This is a genomic window from Pseudomonas sp. C9D1, from assembly GCF_056491235.1.
The window spans coordinates 1,325,746-1,350,711 of the sequence record NZ_JBSZIE010000001.1; the positions used below are offsets into that span (position 1 = coordinate 1,325,746).

The window sequence follows — 24,966 nt, forward strand, 5'->3', positions numbered from 1 at the left end:
CGTTGCGGCTACATGGCCTGTTTACGGGTAACGGTCTCTTATCCCAGTCGGATATTCAGGCTTTGCGCGCCACCCTGGCGTGCGGCGTGTGCGAGCGCCTGCTTTTCGATGCGGTTCAGCGGCAGCCAGCTGACGACCGTATGGCTGCGGCCCAGCCTCAGGGCTTCGCAAGCCAGTTCCAGCGCGCTGCGTTCTCCCCTTGGGTCGAGAAGCAGGATGCGCTCCCGATTCAGTCCGGCATCCCGCAACCAGGCCTGTGTCAGGCTGGCGGGCGCACCGATCAGCGTCAGCCAGCGGGCATCCTGTTCCTGGCTGAGCTCCCGCAGGATGGGGGCGAGCAAGTGGCGGCAGTGCCCGGCAGCTCCGCTCAGCGAAAGCTCACTGAAGGCTTCGGGCTCCTCTTCCCATTGCGGCTCCAGTGCCAGGGGCGCCGGGTTGGCGACAATGGCGTCGTGGAATAGCGGCAGTTGGGTTCGGCCAAACGATTGAGGGAACTGCATGACGCCTCCTATCAGCGGCGGATGACGCCGACGCTCAAGCCTTCGATGACCAGGTCCTGCTCCTGCAGGTTCACCTCGATCGGTGCGAAATCCGGGTTCTCGGCGATCAGCCAGACCTTGTCGCCTTCGCGCTTGAAGCGCTTCACGGTGACTTCGTCATCCAGGCGCGCGACGACTATCTGGCCGTTGCGAACTTCACGCGTGGTGTGCACGGCCAACAAGTCGCCGTCATGGATGCCGATGTCCTTCATGCTCATGCCGCGTACGCGCAACAGATAGTCGGCGCGGGGATGGAAGAACTCCGGGTTGATGCGGCAGGATTCCTCGATGTTCTGTTGGGCGAGGATGGGAGCGCCAGCGGCTACGCGGCCAATGATGGGCAGGCCTTCTTCCTCGGTGCTGGGCTCGAAGCCAGGAATGCGGATGCCTCGGGAGGCGCCGGGTGTCATCTCGATGGCGCCCTTGCGGGCCAGCGCCTTGAGGTGTTCTTCAGCGGCGTTGGGCGATTTGAAGCCCAGTTCCTGGGCGATCTCCGCGCGGGTGGGCGGATAGCCGTTGTCTTCTATGCAGCGCTTGATGAAGGCGAGGATCTCGGCTTGGCGGGGCGTGAGTTTCAGCATGTCGGCGCTCTGTCTTTTTATACAGTGACTGGAATTATATACAGTGATCATCGCTTGGCAACAAGTGTTCTCTGCATCCTCTGCCGGGCGGCCATTGAGCTCTAGTGACTTGCCCGCTGTCTTGCGGGAATATGTCGCCTGCGAGCCGTGACCGGAGCGTCAGAAGATGGTGTATGCGGCTTGACAAGCCAGCGGCCTGAAACGTATGTTTCAAACAAGTGTTTGTCAGGCGGAGGAGCCATGGCCCAGTCGGAAACCGTCGAACGCATTCTTGATGCAGCGGAACAGCTGTTCGCGGAGAAAGGCTTCGCCGAGACTTCGTTGCGTTTGATCACCAGCAAGGCGGGTGTGAACCTGGCTGCTGTGAACTATCACTTCGGCTCGAAAAAGGCGCTTATCCAGGCGGTGTTCTCGCGCTTCCTGGGGCCTTTCTGCCAGAGCCTGGAGCGCGAGCTCGATCGCCGGCAGGCGAAGACCGAAGCGCGCGCGACCCTCGAAGAACTCCTGGAAATGCTGGTCGAGCAGGCGCTGGCGGTGAAGCCGCGCAGCGGTAACGACCTGTCCATTTTCATGCGTTTGCTGGGCCTGGCCTTCAGCCAGAGCCAGGGGCACCTGCGCAAGTACCTCGAAGAGGTGTACGGCAAGGTCTTCCGCCGCTACATGCTGCTGGTCAATGAGTCGGCCCCCAAGGTGCCGCCGCTGGAGCTGTTCTGGCGGGTGCACTTCATGCTCGGGGCTGCGGCGTTCAGCATGTCCGGCATCAAGGCGCTGCGCGCGATGGCCGAAACCGATTTCGGCGTGAATACGTCCATCGAACAGGTGATGCGCCTGATGGTGCCGTTCCTCGCGGCCGGCATGCGCGCGGATACCGGCTTGTCCGACGAGACCCTTTCCAAAGCGGTGCTCAAGCCGCGTAGCAAGTCCCCGAGTACGCCCGCCAAGGCTTGATCGCCGGTGGGCGAGGCCATGGGGATCGGCTAAGCTAGCGCCCCATGTCCGACCTCGATCTACTCCATGTCTCCATCGCTGACCAGCGCCTCTACGGCTTTGCCGGAGAGCGTCTGGTGCTGCGCCTTCCCGTCTCCACCGCGCTCAATGGCGCCGGTGAACTCAGTGGCTCCAATTGCACCCCGCGCGGCCTTCACCAGGTGCGCGCGAAGATCGGTGAGGGGTTGCCGCAAGGGGCTGTACTGCGTGGCAGGCGTTGGACCGGCGAGACCTGGACGCCGGATCTGCATGCCCAGTTTCCCGGACGCGACTGGATACTCAGCCGCATCCTCTGGCTGAGCGGCCGCGAGCCCGGGCGCAACCGCCTCGGCAAGGTCGACAGCATGCGTCGCTACATCTATTTGCACGGCACGCCGGACAGCGAACCCATGGGCGTGCCGCTGTCCCATGGCTGTGTGCGCCTGCGCAATGCCGACCTGCTTGAACTCTTCCCCCGCGTGCCCGTCCACTGTGCTGTTCTGATAGACGAAGCACCTCGTCCCGAGTGGTCCGTGGCCGAACTCTCCTAAGGAAATCCCATGCAAGGCTCCCTGATGCTGGACATCGGCGGCACTTGGCTGACCGCTGAAGATCGGCAGATCCTGCGGCAACCGGAAGTGGCCGGCCTGATCATTTTCGCCCGCAATATCGAGGACCCGCGCCAGGTGCGCGAGCTGTGCGCGTCCATCCGCGCGGTGCGCCCTGACCTGATCCTCGCCGTCGACCAGGAGGGCGGTCGCGTACAGCGCCTGCGCAACGGCTTCGTGCGCCTGCCGGCCATGCGTGCCCTGGCGGACAACGACAACGCTGAAGCCCTGGCCGAGTATTGCGGTTGGCTGATGGCCACCGAGGTGCTCGCCGTTGGCCTGGACATCAGCTTCGCGCCCGTGCTCGACCTCGACCACCAGCGCAGCGCGGTGGTCGGCAGCCGTGCCTTCGAAGGCGACCCACAGCGCGCCGCCGTGCTGGCGGGTGCCTTCATCCGTGGATTGCGTGCCGCCGGCATGGCCGCCACCGGCAAGCACTTCCCCGGCCATGGCTGGGCCGAAGCGGACTCCCACGTGGCCATTCCCACCGATGAACGTAGCCTGGAGCAGATCCGCGCCACGGACCTCGTGCCCTTCGCGCGCCTGGCCTCGGAGCTGGACGGCATGATGCCCGCCCATGTCATCTATCCCCAGGTCGACCCGCAGCCCGCCGGCTTCTCGAAGCGCTGGCTGCAGGACATCTTGCGGGGCGAATTGAAATACTCCGGGGTGATCTTCAGTGATGACCTGTCCATGGCCGGTGCCCACGTGGTGGGTGATGCCGCCGAGCGCATCGAGGCCGCGCTGAGCGCTGGCTGCGACATGGGGCTGGTATGCAACGACCGCGCCTCGGCCGAGCTGGCCCTGTCGCGCCTGCAGCAGTTGCGTGTCACTCCGCCCGCGCAGCTCGAACGCATGCGTCGCCGTGCCTTCCCCGGCACCGAATACCGTCAAGACCCGCGCTGGCAAACGGCGATCGCCGCCCTGCGCGAAGCCCAGCTGATCGACTGAAGGAAGCGACATGACCGTTTACGCGATTATCGGTGGTACCGGCCTCACCCAGCTCGAAGGCCTGACCATGAAGGCGCTGCTCAACCCCGAGACGCCCTATGGCGCTCCCTCGGCGGGCATCGTCCAGGGCGACTACGCCGGGCGTGAGCTGTTGTTCCTCGCCCGCCATGGCCACCCGCACCGCATTCCCCCGCACCAAGTCAACTACCGCGCCAACCTCTGGGCCCTCAAGCAATCCGGCGCCCAGGCGGTGATCGCGGTCAACGCCGTCGGTGGCATCCACCCCACCATGGGTACCGGGCACCTGGTTGTGCCCCATCAGTTGATCGACTACACCCACGGCCGCACCGACACCTTCTTCGAAGGCGAGCTGGATCACGTCACCCACATCGACTTCAGCCACCCCTATGACGAGGCGCTGCGGCAGAAACTGCTGGCGGCGCTCGCCAAGACCGGGCACGCCTACAGCGCCGAGGGCGTCTACGGCTGCACTCAGGGCCCGCGCCTGGAGACCGTGGCCGAGATCGCCCGCATGGAGCGCGATGGCTGCGACCTGGTGGGGATGACCGGCATGCCCGAGGCGGTGCTCGCCCGTGAGCTGGACCTGCCCTACGCGTGCATTTCCCTGGTGGTCAACCCGGCTGCCGGCAAGTCCAGCGGCATCATCACCATGGACGAGATCGAGGCCGCCCTGGCTGAAGGTATCGGCAAGGTGCGCGAAGCGCTGGCCCTGCTGTTCAAGGGCTGATCGGGCTTCAGGCTTTCGGCAGGGGGGCGAAGAGGGCGTCGAGGTCCTCTTCGCGCAGCTGCCAGTCAGCCCCTTCGCTCTGGCCGAGAATGCCCTCGGCCAGCAGCGCCTTGCGCTGCTGCAACTGCTGGATCTTCTCTTCCACCGTGCCCCGGGCGATCAGCTTGTAGACGAACACCGGCTTGTCCTGGCCGATGCGGTAGGCGCGGTCGGTGGCCTGGCGTTCGGCGGCCGGGTTCCACCAGGGGTCGTAGTGGATCACGGTGTCGGCTGCGGTGAGGTTGAGGCCGGTGCCGCCCGCCTTGAGGCTGATCAGGAACAGCGGCACTTCGCCGTCCTGGAAGCGCTTCACCGGTGTGCGGCGGTCGCGGGTGGAGCCGGTGAGGATCAGGTAGTCGATACCGCGCTGCTGCAGTTCCGCCTCGATCAGTTCCAACATGCTGGTGAACTGGGAGAACAGCAGCACCTTGCGGCCTTCGGCGAACAGCTCCACCAGCATTTCCATCAGGCTGTCCAGCTTGCCCGAGGTGCTGCCGCGCAAGGGGCGGGTGCGCTCGTGCTCCACCAGGCGCAGGTCGCAGCAGGTCTGGCGCAGTTTCAGCAGCGCCTCGAGTATCACCATCTGGCTACGCGCCATGCCCTTGTCCTGGATTTCCGCACGGACCTTCTGGTCCATCGCCAGGCGCACCGTTTCGTACAGGTCGCGCTGGCCTTCGCTGAGTTCCACCCGCTGGACGATCTCGGTCTTGGCGGGCAGCTCGGTGGCCACCGATTCCTTGGTGCGGCGCAGCAGGAAGGGGCGGATGCGGCCGTTGAGGTGGGCGAGGCGTTCGGTGTCGCCGCGTTTCTCGATGGGCGTGCGGTAGTCGCGGGCGAACTGCTTGGCATCGCCTAGCCAGCCGGGCATGAGGAAGTGGAACAGCGACCAGAGTTCGCCCAGGTGGTTTTCCAGCGGCGTACCGGACAGGCACAGGCGCTGCCGGGCCTCGAGCTGACGCACCGCCTGGGCGGCCTTGCTGGTGGGCGTCTTGATGTTCTGCGCCTCGTCCAGCACCAGCAGGTGCAGCGGTTGTCCCTTCCAGGCGGCGAGGTCGCGGGGCAGCAGGGCGTAGGTGGTCAGCAGCAGGTCGAAGTCGCCCAGGCGTTCGAAATCCTTCTTGCGGTTCGGGCCGTGCAGGGCCAGTACGCGCAGGTCCGGGGCGAAGCGCATGGCTTCGTCCTGCCAGTTGGGAATCAGGCTGGTGGGCATCACCACCAGGGCGGGGCGGTCGAGGCGCCCGGCGTTCTTCTCGGTCAGCAGGTGGGCCAGGGTCTGCAGGGTCTTGCCCAGGCCCATGTCGTCGCCCAGCACGCCGCCGGCACCCAGCTCGCGCAGGCTCTGCAGCCAGGCCAGGCCCTGCAGCTGGTAGCTGCGCAGCTCGGCCTGCAGGCCGGCAGGGGGCTCGTGGCGGGTTTGCCGGCTGTCGCGCAGGCGCTCGGCGAAGCTGCGCAGGCGCTCGCCGCCCTGCCAATCCAGCTCCAGTTCGTCGAGCTGGTTCAGTCGCGCCGCGTCGGGCAGGCTCAGGCGCAGGCTGCGGCCTTCCGGGCGGTCGCGCAGGTAGAGCTCGCCCAGGGTCGCCAGCAACGGCTTGAGGCGACCGAAGGGCAGGACCACCTGCAGGGGGCGGCCGGTATCGGCCCCGAGGGTGTCCAGTTGCAGGCGCAGGTGCTCGTCGTCGCGGCGCTTCTGCAGGCTTTTCGGGCTGAGCAGCTTGGGGTTTTGCTGGATCAACCGCAGCAGGATGGGCAGCAGGCTGATGCGTTGCCCTTCGACGACGATGCCCAGCTCCAGGTCGAACCAGTGCTGCCCAGGCTCTTCTTCGAGTTCGGCGTACCAGCCGTCCACGCTGGACAGGTCGAAATGGAAGCCGGGGCGGATGTCCACTTCCCAGCCCTCGGCACGCAGTTCCGGCAGGCCCTTGTTCATGAAGCGCTGCCAGGCACTGTCGCCAGGCAGTTCGAAGAGTTCGTAGAGGTCGCTCGGCAGCGCCAGGCTCTGGCGCAGGGATTCCTTGAAGCCGAGCTGGCGCAGGCGCTCGCGCAGGGCTTCTTCGGTGGCCGGTTGGCGCTGCACTTCCAGCAGCTCGCCCTGGCGCTTGCTGACGGCGGGCTGGCGGCTGTTCTTGCCGCGGGTGGTGATGCCGGCGTAGTCGAAGGCCAGCCCGGCACGGTGCTGCTGGCTGCCGACCATGCGCCCGCTGCGCAGGTCGTAGAGGCTCTGCGCCAGGCTGCCCAGGGTCAGCAACGGGCGCGGCTGGATGTCCTTGAGCACGCGCCTGACCACCGGCGGCTCGGAGGCCGGCACCAGTCGTTCGGGGCGCGCGCTCGGTGGCCCTTCCGCCAGGACCTGTAAGATGGCGGCCACGCAGTGTTTGCAGTTGATGCCGACCGGGCAGCTGCAGCGGCCGATAACCCCGAGCCCGTGGGGCGCCAGGCGGATGTTCTGCTGGTAGCAGTTGTCGCCCGAGCCGGCGCAGCTGGATTGCAGCAGGGTGTCGTCCATCGCCGTCAGGCGCGCCAGGCGCTGGCGGGCATAGCTGGCGCCGCGCTGCAGCGCGCCCGGGTCGAAGTCCTGCTGCCAGTCGTGCTGGCGCAGGTGTTCGAGCAGTGTCGGCACGTGGCTCAGAGCGGGCTGATGCGGATCAGGACGCCCAGGCTGGAGTGATCGAGGTAGGTCAGCTCGCCATTCTTCAGGCGGGTGCCCTGCTTGATACGCTCGCTGCCGCTGAGCAGGCCGCTGCCATCGAACTGGTTGACCCAGAAATCGACGGCGACATCGGTGTAGCGCACCTGGGACAGGGTCACGGTGCCTTCGACCGGGAAGTGGCCGAGTTGCTGGTCACCGGTGCTGATGGCCACGCGGCTGGGGTTGGCGCCGACGCTCTGCGACCAGGCCTTGTGCAGCAGCACCTGGTAGCCATTGCCGGCGTTGAGCTTGGCGGCTTCGCCATTGAGTGCGGTGGCGCGCTCGCCGACGCTGTCCAGGCCCTGGGCGCCGTTGGCCCAGTCGTCCGGGGCCGGCTGGCTGGCCGGGGTGGCGTCGCCCGACTGGCGGAAGAGGATCAGCTCGACCTGGTAGAGCCCGTCGGCGAAGGCGCTGGGGGCCAGCAGGGCAAGCATCAGGGCGAGGAAACGGAACGCACGCATGGATCAGTCCTTTAAGCGGATTACGGAGTCAGGCGCTCGAACAGCGCCTCGAGTGTATTGAAGCGTTCTTCCGGGCGCTCCATCGGTACCTGGAAGCGGAACAGCGTGGCCCCTTCGAACTTGTAGCGCTTGGGCTGGCTCTGGATCAGCTTGATCAGCACCAGCGGGTCGACGCAGGTGTCGGCGGCGAATTCTATCCGACCACCTTGCGGGCCGGCGTCCACTTTCTTGATGCCGAGCTTTTCCGCCTGCAGTTTCAGCAGGGTCAGGCGCACCAGGTTCTTGGTCGGCTCGGGCAACAGGCCGAAGCGGTCGATCATCTCGACCTGCAGCTCCTTGAGGCCGTCCTCGTCGGCGGCCGAGGCGATGCGCTTGTAGAGGATCAGGCGCGCATGCACGTCGGGCAGGTAGTCCTCGGGGATCAGCGCCGGCAGGCGCAGGTTGATCTCCGGGCCGCCGCCCAGCGGCTGTTCCAGGTTCGGCTGCTCGCCCTTGCGGATGGCCTTGACCGCGCGCTCGAGCATTTCCATATAAAGGGTGAAGCCCACCGCCTGGATCTGCCCGCTCTGGCCGTCGCCGAGCAATTCGCCGGCACGCGGATCTCCAGGTCGTGGGTGGCGAGGACGAAGCCGGCGCCCAGGTCCTGGGCGTTGGCGATGGCCTCCAGGCGCTTTTCGGCGTCCGGCGTCATCTGCTTGCGCGGGGGCGTCAGCAGGTAGGCATAGGCCTGGTGGTGGCTACGGCCGACGCGGCCACGCAGCTGGTGCAGCTGGGCCAGGCCGAACTTGTCGGCGCGCTCGATGATGATGGTGTTGGCGCTGGGCACGTCGATGCCGGTCTCGATGATGGTCGAGGCGATCAGCACGTTGAAGCGCTTGTGGTAGAAGTCGCTCATCACCTGTTCGAGTTCGCGCTCGTGCATCTGCCCGTGGCCGATGCCGATGCGCGCCTCGGGCACCAGCTCCGCCAGGTCGGCGGCGCATTTCTCGATGCTCTTCACTTCGTTGTGCAGGTAATAGACCTGGCCGCCCCGCAGCAGCTCGCGCAGCAGGGCTTCCTTGATCACGGTGTTCTGCTGCTCCATGACGAAGGTGCGCACCGACAGGCGGCGTGCGGGTGGCGTGGCGATGATCGACAGGTCGCGCATGCCGGCCACGGCCATGTTCAGGGTCCGCGGGATCGGCGTGGCGGTCAGGGTGAGGATATCCACCTCGCTGCGCAGGGCCTTGAGCTGTTCCTTCTGACGCACGCCGAAGCGGTGCTCTTCGTCGATGATGACCAGGCCCAGATTCTTGAACTTGATGTCGTCCTGCAGCAGCTTGTGGGTGCCGATGACGATATCGACCTTGCCCTCGGCCAGCTCCTGCGCAGCACCTTCCACTTCCTTGGCCGATTTGAAGCGGCTCATTACCTCGACCGTCACCGGCCAGTCGGCGAAGCGGTCGCGGAAGCTGTTGTAGTGCTGCTGGGCGAGGAGGGTGGTGGGCACCAGCACGGCCACCTGCTTGCCGCTGTGCACGGCGACGAAGGCGGCGCGCATGGCGACTTCGGTCTTGCCGAAGCCGACGTCGCCGCACACCAGGCGGTCCATCGGCTTGGGCGCGAGCATGTCGGCCACCACGGCCTCGATGGCGGTCTGCTGGTCCGGCGTTTCCTCGAAGGGGAAGCCGGCGGAGAAGGTCGCGTAGTCGGCCATCGGGTCCTTGAAGGCATAGCCTTCGCGGGCGGCACGGCGGGCGTAGATGTCCAGCAGCTCGGCGGCGACGTCGCGCACCTGCTCGGCGGCCTTGCGCTTGGCCTTCTGCCAGGTTTCCGAGCCCAGGCGGTGCAGCGGGGCGAGGGCGTCGTCGCTGCCGGTGTAGCGGGCGATCAGGTGCAGGCTGGCCACCGGCACGTAGAGCTTGGCTTCCTCGGCGTACTGCAGGGCGAGGAATTCCGCGGCCTGGCCTTCTATCTCCAGGGTGATCAACCCCAGGTAGCGGCCGACGCCGTGGTCGATATGCACCACCGGCGCGCCTTCACGCAGCTCGGCGAGGTTCTTGATGACGTTGTCGCCACCGTCGCCGCGACGGTCGCGGCGGCGGCGCTGCATCACGCGCTGGCCGAACAGCGGGCTTTCGGCGATCAGCGCCAGGCCCGGGTCATCCAGCAGCAGCCCTTCGTCGAGGGGGGCGATGGTGATGGCCAGGCGTTCCTTGCTGCTGACGAATTCCGGCCAGCCGCCGACTTCCTGCGGGCGCAGCTTGAGGCGGGCGAGCAGTTCCAGCAGCACTTCGCGGCGGCCGGCGGATTCGGCACTGAACAGCACGCGGCCCGGGAATTCTTCGAGGAAGCGGCGCAGCGCGGCCAGGGGCTCGCTGGCCTTGGCTTCGATGGCCAGTGTCGGCAGTGGGCGGGCGGGGAAGCGTTCGCGGCCCACGCCTGTGCCCTGGTCCTCCTGGCTGACCACGACCCGTGGCGAGCCCTTGAGGCGGGCGAAGCAGTCTTCCACCGGCAGGAACAGCTCGGCGGGCGGGACCAGCGGGCGTTCCGGGTCGACGCGGCGCTCTTCGTAGCGGTTGCGCACATCGTTCCAGAACTGCTCGGCGGCCTGCTCGATGCCGGGCAGGGAAAATACCTGGGTGTCGGCCGGCAGGTAGTCGAAGAGGGTGGCGCTTTCCTCGAAGAACAGCGGCAGGTAGTACTCGATGCCGGCCGGGGTGATGCCGCTGGCCAGGTCCTGGTAGATGGGGCAACGACGGAAGTCGACGTCGAAGCGCTCGCGGAAGCGGCCGCGGAAGTCGGTCACGGCCTTCTTGTCCAGGGGGAACTCGCGGGCCGGCAGCAGGCGGATCGACTCCACCTTGTCCACCGAGCGCTGGGTTTCCGGGTCGAAGGTACGCAGGGTCTCGATCTCGTCATCGAACAGGTCGATGCGGAAGGGCGCGTCGCTGCCCATGGGGAACAGGTCGATCAGCGCGCCACGCACGGCGAACTCGCCGTGTTCGTAGACGGTGTCCACGCAGCGGTAGCCGGCGGCCTCCAGGCGGCTGCGCATCTGTTCGACATCGAGCTTCTGGCCAACGTCCAGCACCAGGCTCGAACCCAGCAGGAAGCGCGTCGGGGCCAGGCGGTGCAGGGCGGTGGTGATGGGCACCACCAGCACGCCGTGGGTCAGCTCTGGCAGGCGATAGAGGCTGGCGATGCGCTGGGAGATGATGTCCTGGTGCGGCGAGAACAGGTCGTAGGGCAGCGTTTCCCAGTCGGGGAAGTGCAGCACGGGCAGGGACGGCGCGAAGAAGCTCAGCTCCTGTTCCAGGCGCTCGGCGCTCTGGCTGTCGGCGGTCAGCAGCAGGGTGAAGCGATTGGCCGCGCTGGCAGCTTCGGCTATCGCCAGGCTGAGGGCGGCGCCGGGGAGATTGCTCCACTGCTGCTTGCCAGCAGCGGTGGGCAGGGACGGGAGACGCAGGACGGACTCGGGCAAAGGAGGCTCCGGTCGGAAAATGGACCCGGGCGATTGTAACTATCCCGACTGACGGATGTCAGTCTTACGTCCGCTGCAGATTGCCGCCGCTTGCGCGCGCCGTCATAATGTAGCCCCTTTTTTCAGCCCCTACATAGTGGAAGGTACTGCCCGTGACTCAGAAGCCCGACCAGTGTCTCGGTGAGTGGATCGATCGTGAAGCCCTCGCGGAAGCGATGATTCCGTTGATTGGCCAGCTCTACCGTAACAACAGCGTGGTGACCTCGATCTATGGCCGTGGTCTGATCAACCGTTCGGTGATCGACATTCTCAAGGCCCACCGTTTCGCCCGTCACCGCCTGGCTGACGACAGCGAACTGTCGGTCCATGACACCTTCCCGATCCTCAAGGCCATGAGCGAGCTCAAGCTGGGCGCGGCCTCCGTGGACCTGGGCAAGATGGCCAGCAAGTTCAAGGCCGAAGGCAATGGCCGTGCCGTCGAGCAGTTCGTCAAGGACGAGCTGGCTGACGTGGTCGGCAAGCAGAACAGCGCGGCCCGCGAAGGCACCGACGTCGTCCTGTACGGCTTCGGCCGCATCGGCCGCCTGCTGGCGCGGATCCTGATCGAGAAAACCGGTGGTGGTGACGGCCTGCGTCTGCGCGCCATCGTCGTGCGCAAGGGCGCCAGCAACGACCTGGTCAAGCGCGCCAGCCTGCTGCGTCGCGACTCGGTACACGGCAAGTTCGATGGCACCATCACCATCGACGAAGAAAACAACACCCTGACCGCCAACGGCAACCTGATCCAGGTGATCTACGCCAAGTCGCCGACCGAAGTCGACTACACCCAGTACGGCATCAAGAACGCCCTGCTGGTCGACAACACCGGCGTATGGCGTGATGCCGAGGGCCTGGGCCAGCACCTGAGCTGCCCGGGTGTCGATCGCGTGGTTCTGACCGCACCCGGCAAGGGCGCGCTGAAGAACATCGTGCACGGCATCAACCACACCGAAATCACCGCTGAAGACAAGATCATCTCGGCCGCCTCCTGCACCACCAACGCCATCGTGCCGGTGCTCAAGGCTGTCAACGATCAGTACGGCATCGTCAACGGCCACGTCGAAACCGTTCACTCGTACACCAACGACCAGAATCTGATCGACAACTTCCACAAGGGCGATCGCCGTGGCCGCAGCGCGCCGCTGAACATGGTGATCACCGAGACCGGCGCCGCCACCGCTGCCGCCAAGGCCCTGCCGGTACTGAAGGGCAAGCTGACTGGCAACGCCATTCGCGTACCGACGCCGAACGTGTCGATGGCCATCCTCAACCTGAACCTGGAAAAGGCCACCACCCGCGAAGAGATCAACGAGTACCTGCGCCAGATGGCCATGCACTCGGACCTGCAGAAGCAGATCGACTTCGTCAGCTCGCAGGAAGTGGTCTCCACCGACTTCGTCGGTTCGCGCCATGCCGGCGTCGTGGATGCCGAGGCGACCATCGCCAACGACAACCGCGTCGTGCTCTACGTGTGGTACGACAACGAGTTCGGCTACAGCTGCCAGGTGGTCCGCGTGATGGAAGACATGGCCGGGGTCAACCCGCCTGCCTTCCCCCGCTGATACCACGGTGAAAAGAACGGGAGCTTTCGGGCTCCCGTTTTTCATTTTTAGGTCTGTAATCGCTTTACCCACCTTCTGTTTGGATATCCCTTGATGGACGGACAACAGCTGCACGCCGGCTCGCTCAAGCGCGGCCTGGAAAATCGCCATATCCAGCTGATCGCCCTTGGCGGCGCCATCGGCACCGGACTCTTCCTCGGCTCGGCCGGGGTGCTCAAATCCGCTGGCCCGTCGATGATCCTCGGTTACGCCATCGCCGGCTTCATCGCCTTCCTGATCATGCGCCAGCTCGGTGAGATGATCGTCGAGGAGCCCGTGGCCGGTTCCTTCAGCCACTTCGCCCACAAGTACTGGGGCGGCTACGCGGGTTTCCTGTCCGGCTGGAACTACTGGGTGCTGTATGTGCTGGTGGGCATGGCCGAGCTGACGGCGGTGGGCAAGTACGTGCAGTTCTGGTGGCCGGAGGTGCCGACCTGGGCCACGGCGGCGGCGTTCTTCGTGCTGATCAACCTGATCAACCTGTCCAACGTCCGTGCCTTCGGTGAGACCGAATTCTGGTTCGCGCTGATCAAGGTGGTGGCGATCATCGGCATGATCGTGCTCGGTCTCTACCTGCTGATCAGCGGCGCCGGTGGCGAGCAGGCGGCGGTGAGCAACCTGTGGAGCCATGGCGGCTTCTTCCCCAATGGCCTGGAAGGGCTGGTGATGGTCCTGGCGATCATCATGTTCTCCTTCGGCGGCCTGGAGCTGGTGGGCATCACCGCCGCCGAGGCCAGCGAGCCGAAGAAGGTGATCCCCAAGGCGATCAACCAGGTGATCTGGCGCATCCTGATCTTCTACATCGGCGCCCTCAGCGTGCTGCTGATGCTCTACCCCTGGGACAAGCTGCTGGAAACCCTGGGCGCTGCCGGCGACCCCTACAGCGGCAGCCCCTTCGTGCAGATCTTCTCGCTGATCGGCAGCGACCTGGCCGCGCACATCCTCAACTTCGTGGTGCTGACTGCCGCGCTGTCGGTCTACAACAGCGGCGTCTACTGCAACAGCCGCATGCTCTACGGCCTGGCCGAGCAGGGCGATGCGCCCAAGGCGCTGATGAAGGTCAACCGCCGTGGCGTGCCGGTGCTGGGTATCGCCGTGTCCGCACTGGTGACCCTGCTCTGCGTGGTGGTCAACTACGTGGCGCCGCAGAAGGCCCTCGAGCTGCTGATGGCGCTGGTGGTCGCGGCCCTGGTGATCAACTGGGCGATGATCAGCCTGTCGCACCTGATGTTCCGCAAGTCCCTGCAGCGCCAGGGCATCGAGCCGTTCTTCAAGTCGCTCTGGTACCCCTTCAGCAACTACCTGTGCCTGGCCTTCGTGGCGCTGATCCTCGGCGTGATGCTAATGATCCCCGGCATCAACGTGTCGGTGTACGCCATTCCCTTCTGGCTCGGCTTCATCGCCATCTGCTACGCCATCCGACGCTCCGCGGGCCCTCGCTCGTAATGTCGGAAACGGGGGCTGCGGCCCCCGTTTTTCTTGGCGCGGCGGGCTGTGACCGTTCGTCCGCTGGCTGACTTCCAGTTGCCCAAATAGCGCTAACAGTCGGAAATTTCAGGACTTTCAGTGGCCGCTTGGGAAGTCGCCTCTTTATAATGCACGGTTCTCGTCCCGGGGCCCTGCCGCGTGCTGGAGTTCGATCCGGCGCCTGCCTGGCGTTTGGCGGCTACTGTTCCACACCGGGACGAAACCCTTCTCAAGGTTCAGGCGAGAGACATGACAAGAATCAGACGGGGGTTGGACCTGCCCATCGCAGGCCAGCCTGAGCAGCGAATCGAGGCTGCACGGGCCGTGCGTAGCGTGGCCGTGATCGGCTTCGACTACCACGGCATGAAGCCCACCATGCAGGTGCAGGTCGGCGACCGGGTGAAGCTGGGCCAGGCCCTGTTCGCCGACAAGAAGAACCCCGGCGTGATATTCACCGCCCCGGCGGCAGGCGTGGTCTCGGCCATCCATCGCGGCGAGCAGCGCGTGCTGCAGTCGGTGGTGATCGATGTGGACGGCGATGACGAAGTCCTCTTCGACACCTGCCCGGACAACGCCCTGGATGCCCTCGAGCCCCAGGCCGTGCGGGACAACCTGCAGCGTTCGGGGCTGTGGGCTGCGCTGCGCACGCGCCCGTTCAGCCGGGTGCCGGCTGTCGATGTCGTTCCCAGCTCGATCTTCGTCACCGCCCTCGATACCCACCCGCTGGCCGCTGATCCGCAGCCGATCATCGCTGCCCATGCCGCCGACTTCGAGCGTGGCCTCAAGGTGCTGGCACGTCTTGGCCGGGTGTTCCTGTGCAAGGCCGAGGGGCCCAGCCTGCCGGGTGAGCAGTTGACCGGCGTGCACGCCGAGGCCTTCTCCGGCCCGCATCCGGCGGGCCTTCCGGGCACCCACATCCACTTCCTCGACCCGGTCAGCGCCACCAGGAGCGTCTGGCACATCGGCTACCAGGACGTGATCGCCGTCGGCAAGCTGTTCGCCACCGGCCGCCTGTGGGTCGAGCGCGTCGTGGCCCTGGCCGGCCCGGTGGTGGAGAAGCCGCGTCTGCTGGCCACCCGCCTGGGCGCCAGCCTCGACGAGCTGACCGCCGGCGAACTCAAGCCCGGCGTCAACCGCGTGGTGTCCGGTTCCCTGCTGGGCGGGCGCACCTCCCGTGGTGCCTGCGCCTACCTGGGGCGCTACCACCTGCAGGTGTCCTGCCTGGCCGAAGGCCATGACCGCGAGCTGCTGCACTACCTGCGCGCCGGGGTGAACAAGCACTCGGTGCTGAACATCTTCGTCTCCAAGCTGATGGCGGCCCGCCGGTTCGCCTTCAGCACCAGCACCAACGGCAGCCCGCGCGCCATGGTGCCGGTGGGCAACTACGAGGCGGTGATGCCGCTGGACATCCTGCCCACCCAGTTGCTGCGCTACCTCATCGTCGGCGACACCGAGATGGCCCAGAAGCTGGGCTGCCTGGAGCTGGACGAGGAAGACCTGGCGCTGTGCAGCTACGTCTGCGCCGGCAAGTACGAATACGGCCCCATCCTGCGGGACAACCTCAACCGCATCGAGAAGGAGGGCTGACATGGGCCTGCGTAAATTCCTCGACCGGATCGAGCACAACTTCGAACAGGGTGGCCGCTTCGAGAAGTGGTACGCCCTGTACGAAGCGATCGACACCTTCTTCTACCGGCCGGCCAACGTCACCCGGACCACGGCCCACGTGCGCGATGGCATCGACCTCAAGCGCATGATGATCACCGTCTGGCTCTGCACTTTCCCGGCGATGTTCTTCGGCATGTGGAACGTCGGCTACCAGGCCAACCTGGTGTTCGCCCAGAGCCCGGACCTGCTGGCCGCCCAGGACGGCTGGCGCTTCGCGCTGATCGGCAGCCTGGCGGGCTTCGACCCCAACAGCCTGTGGGACAACGTCATCCAGGGCGCGGCCTGGTTCCTGCCCATCTACGCCGTGACCTTTATCGTCGGCGGCTTCTGGGAAGTGCTGTTCGCTGCCATCCGCCGCCATGAAGTGAACGAAGGTTTCTTCGTCACCTCCGTGCTCTTCGCCCTGACCCTGCCACCGAGCATCCCGCTGTGGCAGGTGGCCCTCGGTATCAGCTTCGGCGTGGTGCTGGGCAAGGAAGTGTTCGGCGGCACCGGCAAGAACTTCCTCAACCCCGCCCTGGTGGGCCGTGCCTTCCTGTTCTTCGCCTACCCGGCGCAGATTTCCGGTGACGCGGTGTGGACGGCAGTGGACGGCTTCGCCGGCGCCACCTCCCTGAGCCTGGGCGCTGCCGGTGGCGTGGAGAACATCATCGGTCACGGCATCACCTGGATGGACGCCTTCCTCGGCACCATCCACGGCTCCATCGGCGAGACCAGCACCCTGGCCATCTTCATCGGCGGCGGCGTGCTGCTGCTGACCCGCATCGCCGCCTGGCGCATCGTCGCTGGCGTGATGCTGGGCATGATCGCCACCAGCACGCTGTTCAACACCATCGGCTCCGACACCAACCCGATGTTCGCCATGCCCTGGTACTGGCATCTGGTCCTCGGCGGCTTCGCCTTCGGCATGATGTTCATGGCCACCGACCCGGTGTCCGCCTCCATGACCAACACCGGCAAATGGCTGTTCGGCGTGCTGATCGGCCTGATGGTGGTGCTGATCCGCGTGGTCAACCCCGCCTTCCCGGAAGGCATGATGCTGGCGATCCTCTTCGCCAACCTCTGTGCACCGCTGATCGACCACTTCGTCGTCCAGGCCAACATCAAGCGGAGGCTGGCACGCCATGGCTAACCAGAAGGAATCCACGATCCGCACCCTGCTGGTGGCCCTGGTGGTCTGCCTGGTGTGCTCCATCTTCGTCGCCGGCGGGGCAGTAGCCCTCAAGCCGGTGCAGGTGGAGAACCGCGAGCTGGACAAGCAGCGCAGCATCCTCTCCATCGCCGGCCTCGGCCAGCCGGGCATGTCTGCCAGCGAAGTGAAGGCGCTCTATGCCGAGCGCATCACCGCCAAGGTGGTGGACCTCACCAGCGGCGAATACAGCGACGCCATCCAGGCCGCCGGCTTCGACCCGCTGAAGGCCGCCAAGGACCCGAAACTTTCCGACGCCCTGCCGGGTGACCAGGACATCGCCTCCATCAAGCGCCGCGAGCGCTTCACCACCGTCTACCTGGTGGAGAAGGACGGCCAGCTGGACACCCTGATCCTGCCGGTGCGCGGCTACGGCCTGTGGTCGACCCTGTACGGCTTCCTCGCCCTCAAGGGCGACCTCGACACCGTGGTCGGCCTCGGCTTCTACCAGCACGGCGAGACGCCCGGCCTCGGCGGCGAGGTGGACAACCCGAAATGGAAGGCGCTGTGGAACGGCAAGAGCCTGTTCGACGAGCAAGGCCAGCTGGCCATCCAGATCATCAAGGGCAGCGTCGAGCCCGGCTCGCCCAACGCCAACCACCAGGTCGACGGCCTGGCCGGGGCCACGCTGACCAGCAAGGGCGTCAACAACCTGCTGCATTTCTGGCTTGGCAAGAACGGCTTCGGCCCCTTCCTGGCCAAGCTCAACGACGGGGAGGCATGAACATGGCGCAACCCACGATCCGCTCGGTCCTGCTGGACCCGATCCTGCACAACAACCCCATCGGCCTGCAGATCCTCGGCATCTGCTCGGCCTTGGCGGTCACCTCCAACCTGAAGACCGCGCTGGTGATGTCCATCGCCCTGACGCTGGTGACCGGCTTCTCCAACCTGTTCATCTCGATGATCCGCAGCCAGATCCCCAGCTCGATCCGCATGATCGTGCAGATGGTGATCATCGCGTCGCTGGTGATAGTGGTCGACCAGGTGCTCAAGGCCTATGCCTTCAGCCTGTCCAAGCAGCTCTCGGTGTTCGTCGGCCTGATCATCACCAACTGCATCGTGATGGGCCGCGCCGAGGCCTTCGCCATGGCCAACCCGCCCGTGCTGTCGTTCTTCGACGGCATCGGCAACGGCCTCGGCTACAGCGCCATGCTCATCGTCCTCGGCGTGATCCGCGAGCTGTTCGGCTCCGGCAAGCTGCTGGGCTACGAGATCCTCCCGGTAATCAACGACGGCGGCTGGTACCAGCCCAACGGCATGCTGCTGCTGCCGCCCTCGGCCTTCTTCCTCATCGGACTGATCATCTGGGCCCTGCGCAGCTGGAAGACCGAGCAGAAGGAAGCCCCGTCCTTCAAGATTGCGCCCCAGGTATCCAACAAGGAGGCCTACTGATGGAGCACTACATCAGCCTGTTCGTGAAGGCGGTGTTCGTCGAGAACATGGCCCTGGCCTTCTTCCTCGGCATGTGCACCTTCATCGCCATTTCCAAGAAGGTGGAGACCGCCATCGGCCTCGGCATCGCCGTGATCGTGGTGCAGGCCATCACCGTGCCGGCCAACAACCTGCTCTACACCCTGCTGCTAAAGGACGGCGCGCTGGCCTGGGCCGGCCTGCCGGACGTGGACCTGTCGTTCCTCGGCCTGCTCAGCTACATCGGGGTGATCGCCGCCATCGTGCAGATCCTCGAGATGCTGCTCGACAAGTACGTGCCCTCGCTCTACAACGCCCTCGGCGTGTTCCTGCCGCTGATCACGGTGAACTGCGCCATCATGGCCGGCTCGCTGTTCATGGTGGAGCGCGACTACAACCTGGGTGAGAGCGTGGTCTACGGCGTCGGTTCCGGCTTCTCCTGGGCCCTGGCCATCGCGCTGCTCGCCGGCATCCGCGAGAAGCTCAAGTACAGCGATGTACCCGAGGGCCTGCAGGGCCTGGGCATCACCTTCATCACCATCGGCCTGATGTCGCTGGGTTTCATGTCCTTCTCGGGCGTCCAGTTGTAAGGAGGCGACATGCCGAGTTTCGAAATCTTCCTCGCCATTGGCATGTTCACCGCCATCGTTCTCGCGCTGGTGGTGGTCATCCTCGCCGCCCGCGCCAAGCTGGTGTCCAGCGGCGACGTGAACATCGTGATCAACCGCGAGCGCACCATCACCGTCCCGGCCGGCGGCAAGCTGCTGCAGACCCTCGCGGCGCAGAACGTCTTCCTCTCCTCGGCCTGCGGCGGTGGCGGTACCTGCGCCCAGTGCAAGTGCGTGGTGGAGAGCGGCGGCGGCGAGATGCTGCCCACCGAGGAGTCCCACTTCACCCGCCGCCAGGCGAAGGAAGGCTGGCGCCTGTCCTGCCAGACTCCGGTGAAGCAGGACATGCACATCGAAGTGCCCGAAGAGGTCTTCGGCGTTAAGAAGTGGGAGTGCACGGTGGAGTCCAACCCCAACGTCGCCACCTTCATCAAGGAGCTGACCCTGCGCCTGCCGGAAGGGGAGAGCGTGGACTTCCGCGCCGGTGGCTACGTCCAGCTGGAGTGCCCGCCCCACGAGGTGCACTACAAGGACTTCGACATCCAGCCCGAGTACCGGGCCGACTGGGACAGGTTCAACCTCTGGAAGTATGTCTCCAGGGTCGACGAGACCGTCATCCGCGCCTACTCCATGGCCAACTACCCCGACGAAAAGGGCATCGTGAAGTTCAACATCCGCGTGGCTTCGCCGCCGCCGGGCAAGGACGAGATCCCGCCGGGCAAGATGTCTTCCTGGGTGTTCAACCTCAAGCCGGGCGACAAGGTCACCGTGTACGGCCCCTTCGGCGAGTTCTTCGCCAAGGACACCCAGGCCGAGATGGTCTTCATCGGCGGTGGCGCCGGCATGGCACCCATGCGTTCGCACATCTTCGACCAGCTCAAGCGTCTGGGCTCCCAACGCAAGATCAGCTTCTGGTACGGCGCGCGTTCCCTGCGCGAGGCCTTCTACACCGAGGAGTATGACCAGCTGGCCGCCGAGAACCCCAACTTCCAGTGGCACCTGGCGCTGTCCGACCCGCAGCCCGAGGACAACTGGAACGGCCATACCGGCTTCATCCACAACGTGCTGTTCGAGAACTACCTCAAGGACCACCCGGCCCCTGAGGACTGCGAGTTCTACATGTGCGGCCCGCCGATGATGAACGCAGCAGTGATCAAGATGCTGCTGGACCTGGGCGTCGAGCGCGAGAACATCCTGCTGGACGACTTCGGTGGTTAGACCCGTTGCCCTGCTGCTTTCGGCCAGCGCTCTCTTGGCCGGTTGCGGCGATTCCCTGGAGCAGTTCGGCGGCCCGACCATGGGCAGCAGCTACTCGGTGAAGTACGTGCGCAACGCGTCCGGGCCTTCCGTGGAGCAGGCGCGGGGGGAGGTGGAGGGCATCCTCGCCGAGATCGACCGGCAGATGTCCACCTACCGCGCCGACTCTGACGTGGAGCGCTTCAACGCTCTGCCGGCGGGCAGTTGCATGGCCCTGCCGGCGCCCATGCTGGAGCTGGTGGCCTTTGGCGACAGCCTGTCCGCACAGAGCGAAGGCGCCTTCGACATGACCCTGGAGCCGCTGCTCAACCTCTGGGGCTTCGGCCCGCAGTCGCGCGGGGACCAGGTGCCCAGCGCCGAGGCCATCGCCGCGGCCCGGGCCGATGTCGGCCACCAGCACCTCAAGCGCCAGGGCAACGAGCTGTGCAAGGACGCCGCTGTGCAGCTGGACTTCAACGCCATCGCCGCCGGCTACGCGGTGGATCGTGTCAGCGCGCGGTTGGGCGAGCTGGGTGTGACCAGCTCGCTGGTGGAAATCACCGGGGAGATGAAGGCCGTCGGCCACAAGCCCGACGGCAGCCCCTGGCGCGTGGCCATCGAGGCGCCGCGCGACGACCGCCAGGTGGCGCAGAAGATTGTTGCATTGCAGGACATGGGCATTTCCACCTCAGGCGACTATCGCAACTACTTCGAACGGGGTGGACAGCGGTATTCTCACACCCTCGATCCCACCAGCGGCGCACCCATCACCCATCACCTGGCAGCGGTCACGGTCATCGACCCGTCGGCCCTGCGTGCCGATGGACTGTCTACGCTGTTAATGGTGCTCGGGCCCGAGGCCGGCCTGGCGTTTGCCGACCGCCACGACATCGCGGCGTTCTTCGTCACCCGTGAAGGCACGGGTTTCGCCACCTGCGGCAGCCGCCGCTTCGAGCAACTGTTCCCCACGGAGGCGCACTGAACATGACCTGGCTACTGGTTTTCCTGATCATGCTGCTGGTGGTGCTGGGCATGGCCATCGGCGTGATCATGGGGCGCAAGCCCATCGCCGGTTCCTGCGGCGGCATCGCCAACCTGGGGATCGAGAAGGAATGCTCGATCTGTGGCGGCAATCGCGAAAAGTGCGAGGAAGCCAATCGCGACGGCGATGTAGTGGATGCAAAACTCGCCTACGACGCGACCAAGCGCTAATGTGCAGCGCCACGCAGCCTGACTAAGCTGCGCGCCGAGTTCGAAACGCCGCGGTGACGAGTTCCGCGGCCCTGCCGGAGGCCACAGAGAGCCCTCCGGCCCGTTATGAGGAGTAAGCATGGCTGTCTACAACTACGACGTAGTGGTGCTGGGTTCCGGCCCGGCCGGGGAAGGGGCGGCGATGAACGCCGCCAAGGCCGGACGCAAGGTGGCGGTGGTGGACAACCGCCCGCTGGTCGGCGGCAATTGCACCCACCTGGGCACCATCCCGTCCAAGGCCCTGCGCCACTCGGTGCGACAGATCATGCAGTACAACACCAACCCGCTGTTCCGCCAGATCGGCGAGCCGCGCTGGTTCTCCTTCCCCGACGTGCTCAAGAGCGCCGAGCGGGTGATTTCCAAGCAGGTGGCCTCGCGCACCGGCTACTACGCCCGTAACCGCGTCGACGTGTTTTTCGGCACGGCCAGCTTCTCTGACGAGCAGACCGTCGAGGTGGTGTGCACCAGCGGCGTGGTGGAGAAACTGGTGGCCAAGCAGGTCATCGTCGCCACCGGCTCGCGCCCCTATCGCCCGGCCGATGTCGACTTCCACCACCCGCGTATCTATGACAGCGACACCATCCTCAGCCTCACCCACACGCCGCGCCGCATCATCATCTATGGCGCCGGGGTGATCGGCTCCGAGTACGCCTCGATCTTCAGCGGCCTCGGTGTGCTGGTGGACCTGATCGACAACCGCGACCAGCTTCTCAGCTTCCTCGACGACGAAATCTCCGACGCCCTCAGCTACCACCTGCGCAACAACAACGTGCTCATCCGTCACAACGAGGAGTACGAGCGCATCGAGGGGATGGAGAACGGGGTGATCCTGCACCTGAAGTCCGGCAAGAAGATCAAGGCCGACTGCCTGCTGTGGTGCAACGGCCGTACCGGCAACACCGACCGCCTGGGGCTGGAGAACGTCGGCATCAAGGTCAACAGCCGTGGCCAGATCAACGTCGACCAGTACTACCGCACCGAGGTGGGCAACATCTTCGCCGCCGGCGACGTGATCGGCTGGCCGAGCCTGGCCAGTGCCGCGGCCGACCAGGGGCGTTCAGCCGCCGGCAGTGCGGTGGAAAACGACAGCTGGCGCTTCGTCGATGACGTGCCGACCGGCATCTATACCATTCCGGAGATCAGCTCGATCGGCAAGAACGAGCGCGAGCTGACCCAGGCCAAGATCCCCTATGAAGTGGGCAAGGCCTTCTTCAAGGGCATGGCCCGTGCGCAGATCTCCCACGAACCGGTGGGCATGCTGAAGATCCTCTTCCACCGCGAAACCCTGGAAGTGCTCGGCGTGCACTGCTTCGGCTACCAGGCGTCGGAGATCGTCCACATCGGCCAGGCGATCATGAACCAGAAGGGCGAGGCCAACAGCATCAAGTACTTCATCAACACCACCTTCAACTACCCGACCATGGCGGAAGCCTATCGGGTGGCGGCGTTCGACGGCCTCAACCGGCTTTTTTGAGCGGCACCGGCCGGGCGCCTGAACCGGCCGGGGAGGACCCTCTCGACGATCCGCGCACCTGGCGCTGGCCGAATCGAGAGAGCTTCTGATCAGGCGACGCCCATGAAAAAACCGGCCCTTGCGGCCGGTTTTTTCGTTCTGGGGGGAGTGACGCTCGGATGGGCGTTCAGCCCACCGTTTGCTCAGGAAACAACGCTGAATCTCGCACCGTTGGGCCTCGCTGCGCTCGGCGCCAACCTACGGCGCCGAGAGGGCCTGCGTAGCCCGGGCTTCAGCCCGGGAACAACGAGGCTTCAGCGCGCCAGCGTGCTCACCGCCACGCCGGGGAAGTCGGTGATGATGCTGTCCACGCCGAAGTCGGCGAGGCGGCGCATCAGGGCTGGCTCGTTCACCGTCCATACCGACACGTGCAGCCCCTGCTTCTGCGCCTTCTGCAGGCGCTCGGGGGTGCACAGGGTCCAGTTCAGTGCCAGCAGGTTGCAGCCATGATTGGCCGCGACTTTCAGCGGATCGAGCCAGGCGTATTCGGCCACCAGGCCGCGGGCGAGGTCGGGCGTCAGGCGGTTCAATGCACGCAGCACCTCGCGGGAGCTGGAGGTGACGGTGACCTTGTCCAGCAGGCCGTGGCGCTCGGCGAGCTCACGGATGGCCAGCACGGTGCGCGCGGCGCGCACGCGGGAGGCGCTCTTCACTTCCAGTTGCCAGTGCTCGAAGTTGCACTGCTCGAACAGCTCTTCCAGGCGCGGGATGGGGCAGGGTTTGACCCAGCCCGGGCCGCCCTGGCGGGCGTCGTAGGTGACCAGCTCTTCGGCGTCGTGCTCCACCACCTTGCCGCGGCGGCCGGTGGTGCGCTTGAGCGTCGGGTCGTGGATCACCATCAGTTCGCCGTCGCGGGACAGGTGCAGGTCGAGTTCGCAGCGCTTCACGCCGTGGGAGAGGCACTGCTGGAAGCTGGCCAGGGTGTTTTCAGGGCATTCGCCCTTGGCGCCGCGATGGCCGTAGATCAGGGTCACTGGGAAACCTCGGGGTGTCGGGGTTGGTGGTGGCGGACGCTGTCGACGACATGCCCGCTTTCGAAATAGACGGAGAACTCGCGGTAGTCCCAGCGCGCGATCGGCGGCTTGCCGACGGCGGGATGCTCTTCGTCCGGCAGGCCGAAACGTTCGAGTACCGCCCGCTGGGATTCGCCGCGCGCGGGCAGCGAAAGGCCGCTGTCGCCTTGCTGGCCGACGGGGATCTCGATGGTTTCGGCCAGGGCCGGGAGGGGGAGGGACAGGCAGAGCAGAAGCAGAAGGCGCGACATGGGGATCATCCTGGAGGCGGAACCGAGCGGGCGCGGGCCTGGCGGCGAGCCTGGGCCTGCTTCTGCAGGATATGCCGGGCGAGCAATTGGCGCTGTGCGTCAGTCAGCGCTTCGAATTCGGTGCCGATCTCGTACTCGCCGTCCTCGCGCAACTGGCTGTGGATCACCACGGCGCGCAGCAGCAGGCCAAGGGCCTGGGGCATCAGCACCATCTTGATCGCCAGGTGGCTGCCGAGCTGAAAAGGCTGCGGGCAGAGGAAGCCGACGCCGCCCTCGGACAGGGTCACCCGGCGGGGCGGGCCGATGTCGCGCATCAGGCTCTGGGCCACGGCCTGGCCGAGCAGGTCGATGCGCTTGTTCATCACCTTCAGGTAATTGGCCAGGGTCCGGTCGCGCTCGGAAATATGCCGCAGCAGGTGCTGCGACTCGAAGTCCATCAGGTGCAGGTCGCTGAGCAGATTGAACAGCGGTGACGCGTCGTGGAGCTCCTCGCTGGCCTGGGCCTGGGCGCCGGTCAGGGGGGTAAATTCCAGTGCGATCGTATCTTCGATACGGTAGTATTCGCGGCGGTCATCTGCGTCTTGTGTCGACATGGCGAACCCATGGGTGCAGGGGTGGTCTGAGTGTAAAGCTGCTCGCCTGACCCCGCCACAAGGACGTTCCTTTCTTCGCAAG

General features: G+C 65.8%; 22 protein-coding genes and 1 pseudogene. 15 read left to right on the top strand and 8 right to left on the bottom strand.

Annotated features, from left to right (window positions below):
- Positions 1–38: 38 nt before the first annotated feature.
- Positions 39–500: an SOS-induced cell division inhibitor SulA gene (sulA, locus tag ACXI0U_RS06160; protein ID WP_271660494.1), complete on the bottom strand. Its 462-nt coding sequence runs from the start codon at positions 498–500 to the stop codon at positions 39–41.
- Positions 501–511: 11 nt separating this feature from the next.
- Positions 512–1,120: a transcriptional repressor LexA gene (lexA, locus tag ACXI0U_RS06165; RefSeq protein ID WP_031287703.1), complete on the bottom strand. Its 609-nt coding sequence runs from the start codon at positions 1,118–1,120 to the stop codon at positions 512–514.
- A 240-nt stretch (positions 1,121–1,360) separates the two neighbouring features.
- On the opposite strand from lexA, the gene ACXI0U_RS06170 reads away from it, so the two are divergent.
- The 4 genes from ACXI0U_RS06170 to ACXI0U_RS06185 are packed head-to-tail and all read left to right on the top strand — an operon-like array spanning position 1,361 to position 4,393.
- Complete coding sequence (locus ACXI0U_RS06170; RefSeq protein WP_184489228.1) at positions 1,361–2,068, top strand: TetR/AcrR family transcriptional regulator; 708 nt, start codon at positions 1,361–1,363, stop codon at positions 2,066–2,068.
- A 44-nt stretch (positions 2,069–2,112) separates the two neighbouring features.
- Positions 2,113–2,637 carry a L,D-transpeptidase gene (locus ACXI0U_RS06175; protein WP_081672216.1) on the top strand — a complete coding sequence of 175 codons (525 nt, stop codon included), beginning with the start codon at positions 2,113–2,115 and terminating at the stop codon, positions 2,635–2,637.
- Between the two features lie 9 nt (positions 2,638–2,646).
- A complete protein-coding gene (gene nagZ, locus ACXI0U_RS06180) occupies positions 2,647–3,645 on the top strand; it encodes a beta-N-acetylhexosaminidase (protein WP_431483898.1) in 999 nt (332 codons plus the stop codon).
- Positions 3,646–3,655: 10 nt separating this feature from the next.
- Positions 3,656–4,393, top strand: coding sequence for an S-methyl-5'-thioinosine phosphorylase (locus tag ACXI0U_RS06185; protein ID WP_265167994.1), 738 nt, complete (start codon positions 3,656–3,658; stop codon positions 4,391–4,393).
- Between the two features lie 7 nt (positions 4,394–4,400).
- Here the strand turns inward: ACXI0U_RS06185 and ACXI0U_RS06190 are convergent, their stop codons facing one another.
- The 3 genes and pseudogenes from ACXI0U_RS06190 to mfd all read right to left on the bottom strand — a co-directional run bounded on the left by ACXI0U_RS06190 (position 4,401) and on the right by mfd (position 11,042).
- On the bottom strand, positions 4,401–6,935 hold the full coding sequence (locus ACXI0U_RS06190; RefSeq protein WP_479550032.1) for a DEAD/DEAH box helicase: 2,535 nt from the start codon (positions 6,933–6,935) through the stop codon (positions 4,401–4,403).
- Between the two features lie 119 nt (positions 6,936–7,054).
- Positions 7,055–7,579 carry a CsiV family protein gene (locus tag ACXI0U_RS06195; RefSeq protein ID WP_021219530.1) on the bottom strand — a complete coding sequence of 175 codons (525 nt, stop codon included), beginning with the start codon at positions 7,577–7,579 and terminating at the stop codon, positions 7,055–7,057.
- A gap of 20 nt (positions 7,580–7,599) precedes the next feature.
- Positions 7,600–11,042, bottom strand: a pseudogene (mfd, locus tag ACXI0U_RS06200) (transcription-repair coupling factor).
- Between the two features lie 152 nt (positions 11,043–11,194).
- On the opposite strand from mfd, the gene ACXI0U_RS06205 reads away from it, so the two are divergent.
- From ACXI0U_RS06205 to sthA, 11 genes are all read left to right on the top strand, one after another.
- Positions 11,195–12,643 carry a glyceraldehyde-3-phosphate dehydrogenase gene (locus tag ACXI0U_RS06205; RefSeq protein WP_021219528.1) on the top strand — a complete coding sequence of 483 codons (1,449 nt, stop codon included), beginning with the start codon at positions 11,195–11,197 and terminating at the stop codon, positions 12,641–12,643.
- Between the two features lie 93 nt (positions 12,644–12,736).
- A complete protein-coding gene (locus tag ACXI0U_RS06210) occupies positions 12,737–14,128 on the top strand; it encodes an amino acid permease (RefSeq protein WP_021219527.1) in 1,392 nt (463 codons plus the stop codon).
- 270 nt (positions 14,129–14,398) lie between these two features.
- The gene (locus ACXI0U_RS06215; protein WP_479549892.1) at positions 14,399–15,736 is read left to right on the top strand and encodes a Na(+)-translocating NADH-quinone reductase subunit A; all 1,338 of its coding nucleotides are present in this window, start codon (positions 14,399–14,401) and stop codon (positions 15,734–15,736) included.
- A 1-nt stretch (position 15,737) separates the two neighbouring features.
- Positions 15,738–16,949: an NADH:ubiquinone reductase (Na(+)-transporting) subunit B gene (locus ACXI0U_RS06220; protein ID WP_479549893.1), complete on the top strand. Its 1,212-nt coding sequence runs from the start codon at positions 15,738–15,740 to the stop codon at positions 16,947–16,949.
- The gene (locus tag ACXI0U_RS06225; RefSeq protein WP_479549894.1) at positions 16,942–17,730 is read left to right on the top strand and encodes a Na(+)-translocating NADH-quinone reductase subunit C; all 789 of its coding nucleotides are present in this window, start codon (positions 16,942–16,944) and stop codon (positions 17,728–17,730) included. Before ACXI0U_RS06220 ends, ACXI0U_RS06225 begins: the two co-directional genes overlap by 8 nt.
- Positions 17,727–18,401, top strand: a complete 675-nt coding sequence (locus ACXI0U_RS06230; protein ID WP_184489235.1) for an NADH:ubiquinone reductase (Na(+)-transporting) subunit D — start codon at positions 17,727–17,729, stop codon at positions 18,399–18,401. The genes ACXI0U_RS06225 and ACXI0U_RS06230 overlap by 4 nt, the downstream gene beginning before the upstream one ends.
- Positions 18,401–19,009 (top strand): NADH:ubiquinone reductase (Na(+)-transporting) subunit E, encoded by a 609-nt coding sequence (gene nqrE, locus ACXI0U_RS06235; RefSeq protein WP_021219522.1) that lies wholly within the window; start codon positions 18,401–18,403, stop codon positions 19,007–19,009. The genes ACXI0U_RS06230 and nqrE overlap by 1 nt, the downstream gene beginning before the upstream one ends.
- Positions 19,010–19,018: 9 nt before the next feature.
- Entirely contained in the window at positions 19,019–20,245 is a 1,227-nt protein-coding gene (nqrF, locus tag ACXI0U_RS06240; RefSeq protein ID WP_479549895.1) for an NADH:ubiquinone reductase (Na(+)-transporting) subunit F, read from the top strand.
- Positions 20,238–21,245, top strand: coding sequence for an FAD:protein FMN transferase (locus ACXI0U_RS06245; RefSeq protein ID WP_479549896.1), 1,008 nt, complete (start codon positions 20,238–20,240; stop codon positions 21,243–21,245). The genes nqrF and ACXI0U_RS06245 overlap by 8 nt, the downstream gene beginning before the upstream one ends.
- Before the next feature lie 2 nt (positions 21,246–21,247).
- Positions 21,248–21,475, top strand: a complete 228-nt coding sequence (nqrM, locus tag ACXI0U_RS06250) for a (Na+)-NQR maturation NqrM (RefSeq protein WP_021219519.1) — start codon at positions 21,248–21,250, stop codon at positions 21,473–21,475.
- A gap of 118 nt (positions 21,476–21,593) precedes the next feature.
- Positions 21,594–22,988, top strand: coding sequence for a Si-specific NAD(P)(+) transhydrogenase (sthA, locus tag ACXI0U_RS06255; protein WP_479549897.1), 1,395 nt, complete (start codon positions 21,594–21,596; stop codon positions 22,986–22,988).
- Positions 22,989–23,281: 293 nt separating this feature from the next.
- On the opposite strand, the gene ACXI0U_RS06260 is transcribed toward sthA, so the two are convergent.
- The 3 genes from ACXI0U_RS06260 to ACXI0U_RS06270 are packed head-to-tail and all read right to left on the bottom strand — an operon-like array spanning position 23,282 to position 24,884.
- Entirely contained in the window at positions 23,282–24,001 is a 720-nt protein-coding gene (locus ACXI0U_RS06260; RefSeq protein WP_021219517.1) for a glycerophosphodiester phosphodiesterase, read from the bottom strand.
- On the bottom strand, positions 23,998–24,291 hold the full coding sequence (locus ACXI0U_RS06265) for a hypothetical protein (RefSeq protein WP_021219516.1): 294 nt from the start codon (positions 24,289–24,291) through the stop codon (positions 23,998–24,000). The genes ACXI0U_RS06260 and ACXI0U_RS06265 overlap by 4 nt, the downstream gene beginning before the upstream one ends.
- Positions 24,292–24,296: 5 nt before the next feature.
- On the bottom strand, positions 24,297–24,884 hold the full coding sequence (locus ACXI0U_RS06270) for a PilZ domain-containing protein (RefSeq protein WP_021219515.1): 588 nt from the start codon (positions 24,882–24,884) through the stop codon (positions 24,297–24,299).
- Positions 24,885–24,966: the final 82 nt, after the last annotated feature.